This window comes from Pseudomonas sp. P42 (assembly GCF_017973755.1).
Lineage (GTDB): Bacteria > Pseudomonadota > Gammaproteobacteria > Pseudomonadales > Pseudomonadaceae > Aquipseudomonas > Aquipseudomonas iridis.
Window position 1 is genome coordinate 1 of sequence record NZ_JACOPU010000012.1, and the last position, 16,405, is coordinate 16,405.

Here is a 16,405-nt window from a genome sequence, read left to right on the forward strand (position 1 = left end):
TTCGCGACCTGCTGTCCACCTATGACTTCCCAGGCGACGACACTCCGATCATCATCGGTTCGGCTCGTATGGCTCTGGAAGGCAAAGACGACAACGAAATGGGCACCACTGCCGTTCGTAAGCTGGTTGAGACTCTGGATACCTACATTCCGGATCCGGTTCGCGTAGTCGACAAGCCGTTCCTGATGCCAATCGAAGACGTATTCTCGATCTCGGGTCGCGGTACTGTTGTGACTGGCCGTATCGAGCGCGGTATCGTTCGCGTTCAGGATCCACTGGAAATCGTTGGTCTGCGTGACACTACTGTCACCACCTGCACCGGTGTTGAAATGTTCCGTAAGTTGCTCGACGAAGGTCGTGCTGGCGAAAACTGCGGCGTGTTGCTGCGCGGCACCAAGCGTGACGACGTAGAGCGTGGCCAAGTTCTGGTTAAGCCAGGTTCGGTTAAACCGCACACCAAGTTTGAAGCAGAAGTTTACGTTCTGAGCAAAGAGGAAGGCGGTCGTCACACTCCGTTCTTCAAAGGCTACCGTCCACAGTTCTACTTCCGGACCACTGACGTGACCGGTAACTGCGAACTGCCGGAAGGCGTTGAAATGGTAATGCCGGGCGACAACATCAAAATGGTTGTCACCCTGATCAAGACCATCGCAATGGAAGACGGTTTGCGTTTCGCCATCCGTGAAGGCGGTCGTACCGTCGGTGCTGGTGTCGTAGCTAAAATCATCGAATAAGCGGTTGTAATGTATTTTTCGGGCCGGCATAATGGTCGGCCTGATTTTGTTTTAGGTCAGTAGCTCAATTGGCAGAGCGACGGTCTCCAAAACCGTAGGTTGGGGGTTCGATTCCCTCCTGACCTGCCAGATTCACTCGGTGTGTCTGGCTTTCTTTTCACAGGATCTTCATAGATGACTCCTAAGGCTGAAGCACAAAGCTCTCGCTTCGATCTGCTCAAGTGGCTTGTAGTAGTCGCTTTGGTAGTTGTAGGCGTTGTTGGCAATCAGTATTACGCTGCTTCGCCGATCCTGTACCGTGTACTGGCTTTGCTTGTCATTGCTGCTGTAGCTGCCTTTGTAGGCCTGCAGACGGCGAAGGGCAAGTCTTTCTTTGTACTGGTTAAGGAAGCTCGTACCGAGATTCGTAAAGTCGTGTGGCCAACTCGCCAAGAAACCACGCAGACCACCCTAATTGTGGTGGCTGTTGTTCTGGTTATGGCGTTGCTGTTGTGGGGGCTTGATTCCCTGCTCGGCTGGCTTGTTTCCTTGATTGTCGGCTAAGGGTGTCCCGTGGCTAAGCGTTGGTACGTTGTGCATGCTTACTCGGGTTACGAGAAGCATGTAATGCGCTCGCTCGTTGAGCGAGTAAAGCTGGCTGGCATGGAAGATGGCTTCGGCGAAATTCTGGTTCCCACTGAAGAAGTGGTTGAAATGCGTAATGGCCAGAAGCGCAAAAGCGAGCGTAAATTCTTTCCAGGCTATGTGCTGGTGCAGATGGACATGAACGAGGGTACTTGGCACTTGGTCAAGGATACTCCTCGGGTGATGGGTTTCATCGGCGGTACTGCTGATAAGCCTGCGCCGATTACTGATAAAGAGGCGGAAGCAATTCTGCGTCGTGTTGCTGATGGTAGCGACAAGCCTAAGCCGAAGACTCTCTTCGAGCCAGGTGAGACAGTACGAGTCAACGACGGGCCATTTGCTGACTTCAATGGTGTTGTTGAAGAAGTTAACTACGAAAAGAGCCGGATCCAAGTGGCGGTGCTCATTTTCGGTCGCTCTACTCCGGTAGAGTTAGAGTTCAGTCAGGTCGAAAAGGTCTAGCTGAGCAAGCATCCCAACCCCGCAGCCTTAGGCTGTGGGGTTTTGTCGTCACTGGGATATACGCGCAAGTAACCGGGGAGCCTTTCGAGGCGTTTGAACCCGTAATTGGAGTGCCTCATGGCCAAGAAAATTACCGCTTACATCAAGCTGCAAGTGAAGGCCGCTCAGGCTAACCCAAGCCCACCTGTTGGTCCTGCTCTGGGTCAGCACGGCGTGAACATCATGGAATTCTGCAAGGCTTTCAACGCCCGTACTCAGGGTATTGAGGCAGGTCTGCCGACTCCAGTGATCATCACTGTCTACAGCGACCGTAGCTTTACTTTCGAAACAAAATCCACCCCTGCTTCGGTTTTGCTGAAGAAGGCGGCCGGTCTGACTAGCGGTTCCGCTCGTCCGAACACCGTTAAGGTTGGCACTGTTACCCGTGCTCAGCTGGAAGAAATCGCGAAAACCAAAAACGCGGATCTGACTGCAGCTGATATGGATGCAGCCGTGCGTACTATCGCCGGTTCTGCTCGTAGCATGGGCCTTAACGTGGAGGGTGTGTAATGGCTAAGCTGACCAAGCGTCAAAAGGCTATCGCCGGCAAAATCGAAGCAGGCAAGGCCTACAACATTGTAGACGCCGCTGCTTTGCTGGCTGAGCTGTCGACTGTCAAGTTCAGCGAGTCGTTCGACGTTGCTGTAAACCTGGGTGTAGACCCGCGTAAATCTGACCAGGTTGTTCGTAGCGCTACTGTGCTGCCACACGGCACTGGCAAGACCGTTCGCGTTGCTGTGTTCACCCAGGGGCCTGCTGCTGAGGCTGCTCTGGCTGCCGGCGCTGACCGTGTAGGTATGGATGACCTGGCTGCCGAAATGAAAGGCGGCGATCTGAACTATGACGTAGTGATCGCATCCCCGGATGCCATGCGCGTTGTAGGTCAGTTGGGTCAGATCCTTGGTCCACGTGGTCTGATGCCTAACCCTAAGGTTGGTACTGTAACTCCAGACGTAGCTACTGCGGTTAAGAACGCAAAAGCTGGTCAGGTTCGTTATCGCACTGACAAAAACGGCATCATTCACACTTCCGTTGGCAAGATGGGCTTCGACGCCGTCAAGCTGAAGGAAAACGTTGAAGCCCTGATCGCTGATCTGAAGCGTATCAAGCCAGCTTCTTCGAAAGGTATCTACGTCAAGCGCGTTACCCTGAGCACCACTATGGGCCCAGGTCTGATCATTGATCAGAGCTCGCTGGACGCGTAAGACAAAAATTGGCGCGGTTATTTGCGCCAGTTGAAAGATTGGGGTCCCTGCCTGGCGGGGGCTATCCAAGACCGTAGGCGACGCAAGTCTTAAACCATAAGCCTACGCAGATGGTGCTCCCGGTTCCTTACCGAATCAGACACCAAAACGACATTCGGTTTCGATCGAATGAAACGGTAACAAGCAGGAGTTAAACCCGTGGCAATTAATCTCGAAGACAAGAAGGCCATCGTCGCTGAAGTCAACGAGGCTGCCAAAGTCGCTCTGTCCGCTGTCGTGGTTGATGCACGTGGCGTAACAGTAGGCGCAATGACCGGACTCCGTAAAGAGGCTCGTGAAGCTGGCGTTTACGTACGTGTTGTACGTAACACCTTGCTCAAGCGCGCTGTTGCTGACACTGAATACAGTGTTCTCAACGACGTGTTCACCGGCCCGACCTTGATTGCATTCTCCAACGAACATCCTGGCGCTGCTGCCCGTTTGTTCAAGGAATTTGCCAAAGGTCAGGATAAGTTCGAGATCAAGGCAGCTGCGTTCGAGGGCAAGTTCCTCGCAGCTAATCAGATCGACGTGCTGGCAAGCCTGCCGACCCGTGACGAAGCAATTTCTCAGCTGATGAGCGTGATTCAAGGCGCTACCAGCAAATTGGCTCGTACTCTGGCGGCACTTCGCGACCAGAAAGAAGCTGCTGCAGCTTAAGGCTCAGCGCTTCAACTCTCGCGTATTTTTGTTTATTTCGATGGCCTGCAGGCTGTCCCCCAATTCAGGAAATAAGTCATGTCTCTGACTAACGAACAAATCATCGACGCAATCGGCGAAAAATCGGTTCTGGAAATCGTTGAGCTGATCAAGGCAATGGAAGAGAAGTTCGGCGTATCCGCTGCCGCTGCTTCTGCTGGTCCAGCTGCTGCTGCCGCTGTTGTTGAAGAGCAAACCGAGTTCAACGTTGTTCTGCTGGAAGCTGGCGAGAAGAAAGTAAACGCCATTAAAGCAGTTCGCGAGCTGACCGGTCTTGGCCTGAAAGAAGCCAAAGAGAAAGTAGACGGCGCTCCTCAGGTTGTTCTGGAAGGCGTTTCGAAAGAAGCTGCTGAAGACGCCAAGAAGAAGCTGGAAGAAGCAGGTGCTAAAGTCGAGCTGAAATAAGCATCGACTTTGCTCCTCCAGCCCGAGCGTCAAGCGACAGGCTGATGGCTGGTGGCTCTTGCCACCGGCCTTTTTCCGTTATTGGCAGCCGACTGGGTCGGTGCTGATAACGAGCTGTAACCACCCGATGTGGTGGAGCAAACCATGGGGTTTGCACGATTTTCTGGCTGCTCCCGTCGGGAGGGGCCAAACAAGCAGGTGACCAAGCTGGGGAACGCTGATGGCTTACTCATATACTGAGAAAAAACGTATCCGCAAGGACTTTAGCAAGTTGCCGGACGTCATGGATGTGCCTTACCTCCTGGCCATCCAGCTGGATTCGTATCGTGAATTCTTGCAAGCGGGAGCGACTAAAGATCAGTTCCGCGACGTGGGCCTGCATGCGGCCTTCAAATCCGTTTTCCCGATCATCAGCTACTCCGGCAATGCTGCGCTGGAGTACGTCGGTTATCGCCTGGGCGAACCGGCATTTGATGTCAAAGAATGCGTATTGCGCGGTGTAACTTTCGCCGTACCTTTGCGGGTAAAAGTGCGCCTGATCATTTTCGACAAAGAATCGTCGAACAAAGCGATCAAGGACATCAAAGAGCAAGAAGTCTACATGGGTGAAATTCCCCTGATGACTGAGAACGGTACCTTCGTAATCAACGGTACCGAGCGTGTAATCGTTTCCCAGCTGCACCGTTCCCCGGGCGTGTTCTTCGACCACGACCGCGGCAAGACGCATAGCTCCGGCAAACTGCTGTACTCCGCGCGTATCATTCCTTACCGCGGTTCGTGGTTGGACTTCGAGTTCGACCCGAAAGACTGCGTATTCGTGCGTATCGACCGTCGTCGCAAGCTGCCGGCATCGGTACTGCTGCGCGCGCTCGGTTATACCACCGAAGAAGTACTGGACGCGTTCTACACCACCAACGTATTCCACCTGAGCGGCGAAACCCTCAGCCTGGAACTGATTGCGTCGCGTCTGCGTGGTGAAATTGCCGTTCTGGATATCCAGGATGAAAAAGGCAAGGTCATCGTTGAAGCGGGCCGTCGTATTACTGCGCGCCACATCAACCAGATCGAAAAAGCCGGTATCAAGACGCTGGAAGTGCCTCTGGACTACGTCCTCGGTCGCACCACCGCCAAGGTTATCGTGCATCCAGCCACCGGCGAAATCCTGGCTGAGTGCAACACCGAGCTGAACGTTGAGATCCTCGGCAAAATCGCCAAGGCTCAGGTTGTTCGCATCGAGACCCTGTACACCAACGACATCGACTGCGGTCCGTTCGTTTCTGACACGCTGAAGATCGACTCCACCAGCAACCAATTGGAAGCGCTGGTCGAGATCTATCGCATGATGCGTCCAGGCGAGCCGCCAACCAAAGACGCAGCCGAAACCCTGTTCAACAATCTGTTCTTCAGCCCTGAGCGTTATGACCTGTCTGCGGTCGGCCGGATGAAGTTCAACCGTCGTATCGGTCGTACCGAAATCGAAGGTTCGGGCGTGTTGTGCAAGGAAGACATCGTCGCGGTACTGAAGACTCTGGTCGACATCCGTAACGGTAAAGGCATCGTCGATGACATCGACCACCTGGGTAACCGTCGTGTTCGCTGCGTAGGCGAAATGGCCGAGAACCAGTTCCGCGTTGGCCTGGTACGTGTTGAGCGTGCGGTCAAAGAGCGTCTGTCGATGGCTGAAAGCGAAGGCCTGATGCCGCAAGACCTGATCAACGCCAAGCCAGTGGCTGCGGCGGTGAAAGAGTTCTTCGGTTCCAGCCAGCTGTCTCAGTTCATGGACCAGAACAACCCGCTGTCCGAGATCACCCACAAGCGTCGTGTGTCTGCACTCGGCCCTGGCGGTCTGACTCGTGAGCGCGCAGGCTTCGAGGTTCGTGACGTACACCCGACGCACTACGGTCGTGTTTGCCCGATCGAAACGCCGGAAGGTCCGAACATTGGTCTGATCAACTCCTTGGCCGCCTATGCGCGCACCAACCAGTACGGCTTCCTGGAAAGCCCGTACCGCGTGGTGAAAGACGCATTGGTTACCGACGAGATCGTGTTCCTGTCCGCCATCGAAGAAGCTGATCACGTGATCGCTCAGGCTTCGGCCGCGATGAACGACAAGAAAATGCTGATCGACGAGCTGGTAGCTGTTCGTCACTTGAACGAATTCACCGTCAAGGCGCCTGAAGAAGTCACCTTGATGGACGTGTCGCCGAAGCAGGTAGTTTCGGTTGCAGCGTCGCTGATCCCGTTCCTCGAGCACGATGACGCCAACCGTGCGTTGATGGGTTCGAACATGCAGCGTCAGGCTGTACCAACTCTGCGCGCTGACAAGCCGCTGGTAGGTACCGGCATGGAGCGTAACGTAGCTCGTGACTCCGGCGTTTGCGTCGTGGCTCGCCGTGGCGGCGTGATCGACTCCGTTGATGCCAGCCGTATTGTGGTTCGTGTTGCTGATGACGAAGTTGAAACCGGCGAGGCTGGTGTCGACATCTACAACCTGACCAAGTACACCCGCTCCAACCAGAACACCTGCATCAACCAGCGTCCGCTGGTGCGTAAAGGTGATCGGGTTCAGCGTAGCGACATCATGGCTGATGGTCCGTCCACCGATATGGGTGAGCTGGCACTGGGTCAGAACATGCGCATCGCGTTCATGGCCTGGAACGGTTACAACTTCGAAGACTCCATCTGTCTGTCGGAACGAGTTGTTCAAGAAGATCGCTTCACCACGATCCACATTCAGGAACTGACCTGTGTGGCGCGTGACACCAAGCTTGGGCCAGAAGAAATCACTGCGGACATCCCTAACGTGGGTGAAGCTGCACTGAACAAACTGGACGAAGCCGGTATCGTTTACGTAGGTGCTGAAGTTGGCGCAGGCGACATTCTGGTAGGTAAGGTCACTCCGAAAGGCGAGACCCAACTGACTCCGGAAGAAAAACTGCTGCGTGCAATCTTCGGTGAGAAAGCCAGCGACGTTAAAGACACCTCCCTGCGTGTACCTACCGGTACCAAAGGTACTGTTATCGACGTACAGGTCTTCACCCGTGACGGCGTTGAGCGTGATGCTCGTGCTCTGTCGATCGAGAAGACCCAGCTGGACGAGATCCGCAAGGATCTGAACGAAGAGTTCCGTATCGTTGAAGGCGCGACTTTCGAACGTCTGCGTTCCGCTCTGGTAGGCCACAAGGCTGAAGGCGGCGCAGGTCTGAAGAAAGGCCAGGACATCACCGACGAAGTTCTCGACGGTCTTGAGCATGGTCAGTGGTTCAAACTGCGCATGGCTGAAGATGCTCTGAACGAGCAGCTCGAGAAGGCTCAGGCCTACATCGTTGATCGTCGCCGTCTGCTGGACGACAAGTTCGAAGACAAGAAGCGCAAACTGCAGCAGGGCGATGACCTGGCTCCAGGCGTGCTGAAAATCGTCAAGGTTTACCTGGCAATCCGTCGTCGCATCCAGCCGGGCGACAAGATGGCCGGTCGTCACGGTAACAAAGGTGTGGTCTCCGTGATCATGCCGGTTGAAGACATGCCGCACGATGCCAATGGCACCCCGGTCGACGTCGTCCTCAACCCACTGGGCGTACCTTCGCGTATGAACGTTGGTCAGATCCTCGAAACCCATCTGGGCCTCGCGGCCAAAGGTCTGGGCGAGAAGATCAACCGTATGATCGAAGAGCAGCGTAAAGTCGCAGAACTGCGTACTTTCCTGGATGAGATCTACAACCAGATCGGCGGTCGTAACGAAGATCTGGACAGCTTCTCCGATCAGGAAATCCTGGATCTGGCGAAGAACCTGCGTGGCGGTGTTCCAATGGCCACCCCAGTGTTCGACGGCGCCAAGGAAAGCGAAATCAAGGCCATGCTGAAACTGGCAGACCTGCCGGAAAGCGGCCAGATGCAGCTGACTGACGGCCGTACCGGCAACAAGTTCGAGCGTCCAGTTACCGTTGGCTACATGTACATGCTGAAGCTGAACCACTTGGTAGACGACAAGATGCACGCTCGTTCTACCGGTTCGTACAGCCTGGTTACCCAGCAGCCGCTGGGTGGTAAGGCGCAGTTCGGTGGTCAGCGTTTCGGGGAGATGGAGGTCTGGGCACTGGAAGCTTACGGTGCCGCTTACACTCTGCAAGAAATGCTCACAGTGAAGTCGGACGATGTGAACGGCCGTACCAAGATGTACAAAAACATCGTGGATGGCGATCACCGTATGGAGCCGGGCATGCCCGAGTCCTTCAACGTGTTGATCAAGGAAATTCGTTCCCTCGGCATCGATATCGATCTGGAAACCGAATAACACGTGACGCGAATCGAGAGCGGGGCAGGATTGCCCGCTCTCTGCTCCGCCAGGAGGAAAGGCCTTGAAAGACCTACTGAATTTGCTGAAAAACCAGGGTCAAGTCGAAGAGTTCGACGCCATCCGTATTGGATTGGCCTCGCCTGAGATGATCCGCTCATGGTCGTTCGGCGAAGTTAAAAAGCCGGAAACCATCAACTACCGTACGTTCAAACCTGAGCGTGACGGTCTGTTCTGCGCCAAGATCTTTGGCCCGGTAAAGGATTACGAGTGCCTGTGCGGTAAGTACAAGCGCTTGAAGCACCGTGGTGTGATCTGCGAGAAGTGCGGCGTTGAAGTTGCACTGGCCAAGGTTCGTCGTGAGCGCATGGCGCACATCGAACTGGCTTCGCCGGTTGCCCACATCTGGTTCCTGAAATCGCTGCCGTCGCGTATCGGTTTGCTGATGGACATGACCCTGCGTGATATCGAACGTGTTCTCTACTTCGAGAGCTATGTCGTTATCGACCCGGGCATGACTACCCTTGAAAAAGGTCAGTTGCTGAACGACGAGCAGTACTTCGAAGCGCTGGAAGAGTTCGGTGACGATTTCGACGCCCGCATGGGTGCCGAGGCTGTCCGCGAACTGCTGCACGCTATCGACCTGGAACACGAGATTGGCCGTCTGCGTGAAGAAATTCCGCAAACCAACTCCGAAACCAAGATCAAGAAGCTGTCCAAGCGTCTGAAGTTGATGGAAGCCTTCCAGGGTTCCGGCAACCTTCCAGAGTGGATGGTGCTGACCGTTCTGCCGGTTCTGCCGCCAGATCTGCGTCCACTGGTCCCGCTGGATGGTGGTCGTTTCGCGACTTCCGACCTCAACGATCTGTATCGTCGAGTGATCAACCGTAACAACCGCTTGAAGCGTCTGCTCGATCTGTCCGCTCCGGACATCATCGTGCGCAACGAAAAGCGTATGTTGCAGGAAGCTGTCGATGCATTGCTCGACAACGGTCGTCGTGGCCGCGCTATCACCGGCTCCAACAAGCGTCCTCTGAAATCCCTGGCTGACATGATCAAGGGTAAGCAAGGTCGTTTCCGTCAGAACTTGCTCGGTAAGCGTGTTGACTACTCTGGTCGTTCGGTAATTACCGTTGGCCCGACCCTGCGTCTGCACCAGTGCGGTCTGCCGAAGAAGATGGCTCTCGAGCTGTTCAAGCCGTTCATTTTTGGCAAGCTTGAAATGCGCGGTCTCGCGACCACCATCAAAGCGGCCAAGAAAATGGTCGAGCGCGAACTGCCAGAGGTTTGGGACGTTCTCGCTGAAGTGATCCGTGAACACCCGGTTCTCCTCAACCGTGCACCGACCCTTCACCGTCTGGGTATCCAGGCGTTTGAACCGGTACTGATCGAAGGTAAGGCTATTCAGCTGCACCCTCTGGTCTGCGCCGCGTACAACGCCGACTTCGACGGCGACCAAATGGCCGTGCACGTACCGCTGACACTGGAAGCTCAGTTGGAAGCGCGTGCGTTGATGATGTCGACCAACAACATTCTGTCGCCAGCCAACGGTGAGCCAATCATCGTTCCGTCGCAGGACGTTGTATTGGGTCTGTACTACATGACTCGCGAAGCGATCAACGCCAAGGGCGAAGGTCGTGTGTTTGCGGATCTGCAGGAAGTTGACCGTGTGTTCCGTGCTGGCGAAGCCGCACTGCACGCCAAGGTTAAAGTACGTATCAACGAAACCGTCAACGACCGTGACGGCAACAGCGTGAGCGGTACCCGTATCGTCGACACTACCGTCGGCCGTGCGCTGCTGTTCCAGGTTGTGCCGAAAGGGTTGTCTTACGACGTCGTCAACTTGCCGATGAAGAAAAAGGCGATCTCCAAGCTGATCAACCAGTGCTACCGCGTGGTTGGTTTGAAAGAGACCGTGATCTTCGCTGACCAGTTGATGTACACCGGTTTCGCTTACTCGACCATCTCCGGCGTTTCCATCGGTGTTAACGACTTCGTTATCCCGGATGAAAAAGCCCGCATCATCGGTGCTGCCACCGACGAAGTGAAGGAGATCGAGAGCCAGTACGCCTCCGGCCTGGTAACCCAGGGCGAGAAGTACAACAAAGTGATCGACCTTTGGTCGAAAGCGAACGACGAAGTCTCCAAGGCGATGATGGCCAACCTCTCGAAAGAGAAAGTCATCGACCGTCATGGCGTCGAAGTCGACCAGGAATCGTTCAACTCGATGTACATGATGGCTGACTCGGGTGCGCGGGGTTCCGCAGCACAGATTCGTCAGCTGGCCGGTATGCGTGGTCTGATGGCCAAGCCGGACGGTTCCATCATTGAAACGCCGATTACTGCGAACTTCCGTGAAGGTTTGAGCGTACTTCAGTACTTCATCTCCACTCACGGTGCTCGTAAAGGTCTGGCGGATACCGCGTTGAAAACTGCGAACTCCGGTTACCTGACTCGTCGTCTGGTAGACGTGGCGCAGGATCTGGTTGTAACCGAGATCGATTGCGGCACCGAACACGGTCTGTTGATGACTCCGCACATTGAAGGCGGTGACGTTGTAGAGCCGTTGGGTGAGCGCGTATTGGGTCGTGTTATTGCCCGTGACGTATTCAAGCCAGGTACCGAGGACGTTATCGTTCCTGCCGGCACTCTGGTAGACGAGAAGTGGGTCGAGTTCATCGAGCTGAACAGCATCGACGAAGTGATCGTGCGTTCGCCGATCAGCTGCGAAACCCGCTATGGCATTTGTGCCAAGTGCTACGGCCGTGATCTGGCTCGTGGTCACCAGGTGAACATTGGTGAAGCGGTCGGCGTAATCGCTGCCCAGTCCATCGGTGAGCCGGGTACCCAGCTGACGATGCGTACGTTCCACATCGGTGGTGCGGCAAGCCGTACTTCCGCAGCCGACAGCGTTCAGGTGAAGAATGGCGGTACCGTCCGTCTGCACAACCTGAAGCACGTTGAGCGAGTGGATGGTCACTTGGTTGCTGTGTCCCGTTCTGGTGAGCTGGCAATCGCTGATGACTTCGGTCGTGAGCGTGAGCGTTACAAGCTGCCATACGGTGCTGTGATTTCGGTTAAAGAGGGTGACAAGGTCGACGCTGGCGCAATCGTGGCCAAGTGGGATCCGCACACTCACCCAATCGTTACCGAAATGAAAGGTACCGTGACCTACGTGGGCATGGAAGAAGGCATCACGATCAAGCGTCAGACTGACGAATTGACCGGTATGACCAACATTGAAGTACTCGACGCGAAAGATCGTCCAGCTGCCGGCAAAGAAATTCGCCCAGCAGTGAAGATGGTCGACGACAACGGCAAGGATCTGTTGCTGCCAGGCACTGACGTTATCGCTCAGTACTTCCTGCCAGCCAACGCCCTGGTCGGTGTTGCGGATGGTGCGAAGATTGCGATCGGTGATGTTATCGCTCGTATCCCGCAAGAAACTTCGAAAACTCGTGACATCACCGGTGGTCTGCCGCGTGTTGCCGACTTGTTCGAAGCTCGTCGTCCGAAAGAAGCGTCGATTCTGGCTGAAGTCAGCGGCACCATCGCGTTCGGTAAAGAGACCAAAGGCAAGCGTCGTCTGGTTATTACCCCGAACGATGGTACTGATCCGTACGAAGAGCTGATTCCGAAGTGGCGTCACCTGAACGTGTTTGAAGGCGAACAGGTAAACCGCGGCGAAGTTATCTCCGACGGTCCTAGCGATCCGCACGACATCCTGCGTTTGCTGGGTGTGAGCGCGCTGGCCAAGTACATTGTTAACGAGATCCAGGACGTTTACCGTCTGCAAGGCGTGAAGATCAACGACAAGCACATCGAGACCATTCTGCGTCAGATGCTGCGTAAGGTTGAAATCGCTGAATCCGGCGATTCCACTTTCATCAAGGGCGACCAGATGGAATTGACTCACGTACTGGTAGAGAACGAGCGTCTGGGCGCGGAAGACAAATTTGTCTCCAAGTTCACTCGCGTTCTGCTGGGTATCACCAAGGCGTCGTTGTCGACCGAATCGTTCATCTCGGCGGCTTCCTTCCAGGAAACCACCCGCGTACTGACCGAAGCGGCCGTCACCGGCAAGCGCGATTACCTGCGCGGCCTGAAAGAAAACGTAGTCGTGGGTCGTCTGATCCCGGCCGGTACCGGTCTGGCATATCACAGCGAGCGCAAGCGTCGTCGTGAAGCAGACAAGCCGTTGCGCGTAAGCGCCAGTGAAGTGGAAGCTGCACTGACCGAAGCGCTGAACTCGAGCGGTAACTGAGTTCTGCGATATATGAGCGTAAGGCCCTGATCGCACCGTTCGTCGAATCGAGACAATTTGTCGAGGTTCGATGAATGGGGAGGTCGGGGCCTTGCCTTGACTGGGGACAAGATCCTCTTTAGACTCTTGTACCCCTAAATTTGGCGGGAATTCGTTCCTGCCATTTTGCTTTTCTTGCAAGACAATAGCGTCGCAAGACAACAGTGGAGCTAGTAGATGGCAACTATCAACCAGCTGGTACGTCAGCCGCGTAAGCGTATCGTCGAGAAATCCGACGTGCCTGCGCTGCAGAACTGCCCGCAACGTCGTGGCGTATGCACCCGTGTGTATACCACCACGCCGAAAAAACCTAACTCGGCACTGCGTAAAGTATGCCGTGTGCGTCTGACCAACGGTTTCGAGGTTTCCTCGTACATCGGCGGTGAAGGCCACAACCTGCAAGAGCACAGCGTCGTACTGATTCGTGGCGGCCGTGTAAAAGACTTGCCAGGTGTTCGTTATCACACCGTTCGCGGTTCTTTGGATACTTCCGGCGTTAAAGGTCGTAACCAGGGTCGTTCGAAGTACGGTACCAAGCGTCCGAAGTAATCGGTCGTTTTGCAGATTTTTATTTTATTGAGTCGATAAGAGTAAGGTCGGGCACGCATCCTTTGGATCTGTCCCGAGCTAACCTGAAGACCGCTTGAGGGCTTATCATGCCAAGACGTCGCGTAGCAGCAAAGCGTGAGATTCTGGACGATCCGAAATACGGAAGCCAGATCCTCGCCAAATTCATGAACCACGTTATGGAAAGCGGCAAGAAAGCCGTTGCCGAGCGTATCGTTTATGGTGCCCTGGAAACCGTTGCAACCCGTAAGGCTGGCACCGATCCCCTGGAACTCTTCGAAAAAGCACTCGACGCCATCGCTCCGCTGGTCGAAGTGAAGTCGCGCCGCGTTGGTGGTGCTACTTACCAGGTTCCGGTCGAGGTTCGTCCTTCCCGTCGTAACGCTCTGGCAATGCGCTGGTTGGTAGACTTCGCGCGCAAGCGTGGCGAGAAGTCTATGGCTCTGCGTTTGGCTGGCGAGCTGCTGGATGCTGCTGAAGGTAAAGGTGCTGCTGTTAAGAAGCGTGAAGACGTGCACCGTATGGCAGAAGCCAACAAAGCTTTCTCGCACTACCGCTTCTAATTTTAGCTTCACTAATTTTGCGAGGGCTTTATGGCTCGTACTACTCCGATTAGTCGCTACCGTAACATCGGTATCGTTGCTCACGTGGATGCTGGTAAAACCACTACCACCGAGCGCGTCCTTTTTTACACTGGCAAAAGTCACAAAATGGGCGAGGTGCATGACGGCGCCGCGACCACAGACTGGATGGTTCAGGAGCAGGAGCGTGGTATTACCATTACTTCTGCTGCCATTACCGCCTTCTGGAAAGGTTCTGCTAAGCAGTACAAAGACGAGCATCGCTTCAACGTAATCGATACCCCGGGCCACGTGGACTTCACCATTGAAGTTGAACGTTCCCTGCGCGTACTCGACGGCGCTGTCGTTGTGTTCTGCGGTACTTCGGGTGTTGAGCCTCAGTCGGAAACCGTATGGCGTCAGGCCAACAAATACGGTGTTCCACGTCTTGTTTACGTGAACAAGATGGACCGTGCTGGTGCGAACTTCCTGCGCGTGATCGATCAGATCAAAAAGCGTCTGGGTCACACTCCGGTGCCTATCCAGTTGGCTATCGGTTCGGAAGACAACTTCCAGGGTCAGATTGATCTGATCAACATGGAAGCTGTGTACTGGAATGATGCTGATAAAGGTATGGTTCCTGTTCGTAAGCCTGTTCCTGAAGATATGCAGGAATTGGCTGCCGAATGGCGCGACAACATGGTTCAGGCTGCTGCCGAAGCCAGCGAAGAGCTGATGAACAAGTACCTGGAAGGCGAAGAGCTGACGATCGAAGAGATCAAAGCTGCTTTGCGTCAGCGTACTATCGCCGGCGAAATCGTTCTGGCCGTTTGCGGTTCTTCCTTCAAGAACAAGGGTGTTCCCCTGGTTCTCGACGCCGTTATCGACTTCCTGCCTGCGCCAACCGATATTCCTGCTATCAAGGGTACTGATCCGGATAACGAGGAAATCGAGCTGGAGCGTCACGCAGACGATGCGGAGCCGTTCTCGGCTCTGGCGTTCAAGATCGCTACCGACCCATTCGTGGGTACTTTGACCTTCGTTCGCGTTTACTCGGGCGTGTTGAACTCCGGCGACGGTGTGATCAACTCGGTTAAAGGCAAGAAAGAGCGCGTGGGTCGTATGGTGCAAATGCACGCAAACGCCCGTGAAGAGATCAAGGAAGTACGCGCTGGTGACATCGCGGCCCTGATCGGCATGAAGGACGTCACCACTGGTGAAACCCTCTGCAACGCTGACAAGCCAATCATCCTGGTTCGTATGGACTTCCCGGAGCCGGTTATTTCGGTTGCCGTAGAGCCTAAGACCAAGGATGACCAGGAAAAAATGGGTATCGCTCTGGGCAAGCTTGCTCAGGAAGACCCTTCTTTCCGCGTCAAGACTGATGAAGAGACTGGTCAAACGATCATCTCCGGCATGGGCGAGCTGCACCTGGACATCCTGGTTGACCGGATGCGCCGTGAGTTCAACGTCGAAGCCAACATCGGCAAGCCTCAGGTTTCCTATCGTGAGCGCATCACGAAGAACTGCGAAATCGAAGGCAAGTTCGTTCGTCAGTCCGGCGGTCGTGGCCAGTTCGGTCACTGCTGGATTCGTTTTGCTCCTGCTGACGAAGGTCAGGAAGGTCTGCAATTCGTGAACGAAGTAGTAGGTGGTGTGGTTCCTAAGGAATACATCCCGGCTATCCAGAAGGGTATCGAAGAGCAGATGAAGAACGGCGTTGTCGCCGGCTATCCGCTGATCGGCCTGAAGGCTACCGTGTTCGATGGTTCTTACCACGACGTCGACTCCAACGAGATGGCGTTTAAAGTGGCTGCTTCCATGGCGACCAAGCAACTGGCCCAGAAGGGTGGTGGTGAGTTGCTCGAGCCGATCATGGCTGTAGAGGTTGTTACGCCTGAAGACTATATGGGTGATGTGATGGGCGACCTTAACCGTCGTCGCGGCATGATCCAGGGTATGGAAGACACGGTCTCCGGCAAAGTAATTCGTGCCGAAGTTCCGCTGGGTGAAATGTTCGGTTATGCGACCGACGTTCGTTCCATGTCCCAGGGTCGCGCAAGCTACTCTATGGAATTCAAAAAATACGATACAGCCCCGTCGCACATCGTCGAGTCTGTTACCAAAAAACAAGGCTGATTCAGCCCCTTTAGGCTAGGAGTTAATTGTCGTGGCTAAAGAAAAATTTGATCGTTCCCTACCGCACGTCAACGTTGGCACCATTGGTCACGTTGACCACGGTAAAACCACTCTGACTGCTGCTCTGACTCGCGTTTGCTCCGAAGTTTTCGGTTCCGCAATCGTTGACTTCGACAAGATCGACAGTGCACCAGAAGAAAAAGCTCGTGGTATCACCATCAACACCGCGCACGTTGAATACAACTCGCTGATCCGTCACTACGCTCACGTTGACTGCCCAGGTCACGCTGACTATGTGAAGAACATGATCACCGGTGCTGCCCAGATGGACGGCG

At 54.8% G+C, this 16,405-nt stretch carries 13 protein-coding genes and 1 tRNA gene; all 14 read left to right on the forward strand.

Annotated elements, in window-relative coordinates; genetic code table 11:
- Positions 1 to 734 (forward strand): EF-Tu C-terminal domain-related protein (locus tag H8B20_RS27545; RefSeq protein ID WP_241866084.1); only part of this gene is annotated, 734 nt, incomplete at its 5' end.
- Positions 735 to 787: 53 nt separating this feature from the next.
- Positions 788 to 863: transfer RNA gene (locus tag H8B20_RS27550), tRNA-Trp, on the forward strand.
- Positions 864 to 908: 45 nt separating this feature from the next.
- Positions 909 to 1,277: a preprotein translocase subunit SecE gene (gene secE / locus H8B20_RS27555; RefSeq protein ID WP_042561350.1), complete on the forward strand. Its 369-nt coding sequence runs from the start codon at positions 909 to 911 to the stop codon at positions 1,275 to 1,277.
- A 9-nt stretch (positions 1,278 to 1,286) separates the two neighbouring features.
- On the forward strand, positions 1,287 to 1,820 hold the full coding sequence (gene nusG / locus H8B20_RS27560) for a transcription termination/antitermination protein NusG (protein WP_007916492.1): 534 nt from the start codon (positions 1,287 to 1,289) through the stop codon (positions 1,818 to 1,820).
- Positions 1,821 to 1,937: 117 nt separating this feature from the next.
- Entirely contained in the window at positions 1,938 to 2,369 is a 432-nt protein-coding gene (rplK, locus tag H8B20_RS27565) for a 50S ribosomal protein L11 (RefSeq protein WP_042561349.1), read from the forward strand.
- Positions 2,369 to 3,064 (forward strand): 50S ribosomal protein L1, encoded by a 696-nt coding sequence (gene rplA, locus H8B20_RS27570; RefSeq protein WP_042561348.1) that lies wholly within the window; start codon positions 2,369 to 2,371, stop codon positions 3,062 to 3,064. The genes rplK and rplA overlap by 1 nt, the downstream gene beginning before the upstream one ends.
- Positions 3,065 to 3,262: 198 nt before the next feature.
- Complete coding sequence (gene rplJ, locus H8B20_RS27575) at positions 3,263 to 3,763, forward strand: 50S ribosomal protein L10 (protein WP_007916479.1); 501 nt, start codon at positions 3,263 to 3,265, stop codon at positions 3,761 to 3,763.
- Between the two features lie 78 nt (positions 3,764 to 3,841).
- Entirely contained in the window at positions 3,842 to 4,207 is a 366-nt protein-coding gene (gene rplL / locus H8B20_RS27580; RefSeq protein WP_042561347.1) for a 50S ribosomal protein L7/L12, read from the forward strand.
- A 220-nt stretch (positions 4,208 to 4,427) separates the two neighbouring features.
- Entirely contained in the window at positions 4,428 to 8,501 is a 4,074-nt protein-coding gene (rpoB, locus tag H8B20_RS27585; RefSeq protein ID WP_042561346.1) for a DNA-directed RNA polymerase subunit beta, read from the forward strand.
- Between the two features lie 64 nt (positions 8,502 to 8,565).
- Complete coding sequence (gene rpoC, locus H8B20_RS27590) at positions 8,566 to 12,765, forward strand: DNA-directed RNA polymerase subunit beta' (protein WP_042561345.1); 4,200 nt, start codon at positions 8,566 to 8,568, stop codon at positions 12,763 to 12,765.
- A gap of 216 nt (positions 12,766 to 12,981) precedes the next feature.
- Positions 12,982 to 13,353, forward strand: a complete 372-nt coding sequence (gene rpsL, locus H8B20_RS27595; RefSeq protein WP_003186084.1) for a 30S ribosomal protein S12 — start codon at positions 12,982 to 12,984, stop codon at positions 13,351 to 13,353.
- A 107-nt stretch (positions 13,354 to 13,460) separates the two neighbouring features.
- Entirely contained in the window at positions 13,461 to 13,934 is a 474-nt protein-coding gene (rpsG, locus tag H8B20_RS27600) for a 30S ribosomal protein S7 (RefSeq protein ID WP_007916467.1), read from the forward strand.
- A 30-nt stretch (positions 13,935 to 13,964) separates the two neighbouring features.
- Positions 13,965 to 16,070 (forward strand): elongation factor G, encoded by a 2,106-nt coding sequence (gene fusA / locus H8B20_RS27605; protein ID WP_210625216.1) that lies wholly within the window; start codon positions 13,965 to 13,967, stop codon positions 16,068 to 16,070.
- 31 nt (positions 16,071 to 16,101) lie between these two features.
- Positions 16,102 to 16,405, forward strand: a 304-nt coding sequence (locus H8B20_RS27610; RefSeq protein ID WP_228732784.1) for a GTP-binding protein, incomplete at its 3' end; no start/stop codon positions are given.

What these genes read in the sequence shown, in the direction of transcription:
- rplK (WP_042561349.1), top strand. Translation starts at nt 1,938, where the DNA reads ATGGCCAAGAAAATTACCGCTTACATCAAGCTGCAAGTGAAGGCCGCT.
- fusA (WP_210625216.1), top strand. Translation starts at nt 13,965, where the DNA reads ATGGCTCGTACTACTCCGATTAGTCGCTACCGTAACATCGGTATCGTT.
- secE (WP_042561350.1), top strand. Translation starts at nt 909, where the DNA reads ATGACTCCTAAGGCTGAAGCACAAAGCTCTCGCTTCGATCTGCTCAAG.
- rpsL (WP_003186084.1), top strand. Translation starts at nt 12,982, where the DNA reads ATGGCAACTATCAACCAGCTGGTACGTCAGCCGCGTAAGCGTATCGTC.
- rpsG (WP_007916467.1), top strand. Translation starts at nt 13,461, where the DNA reads ATGCCAAGACGTCGCGTAGCAGCAAAGCGTGAGATTCTGGACGATCCG.
- rplL (WP_042561347.1), top strand. Translation starts at nt 3,842, where the DNA reads ATGTCTCTGACTAACGAACAAATCATCGACGCAATCGGCGAAAAATCG.
- rplA (WP_042561348.1), top strand. Translation starts at nt 2,369, where the DNA reads ATGGCTAAGCTGACCAAGCGTCAAAAGGCTATCGCCGGCAAAATCGAA.
- rpoB (WP_042561346.1), top strand. Translation starts at nt 4,428, where the DNA reads ATGGCTTACTCATATACTGAGAAAAAACGTATCCGCAAGGACTTTAGC.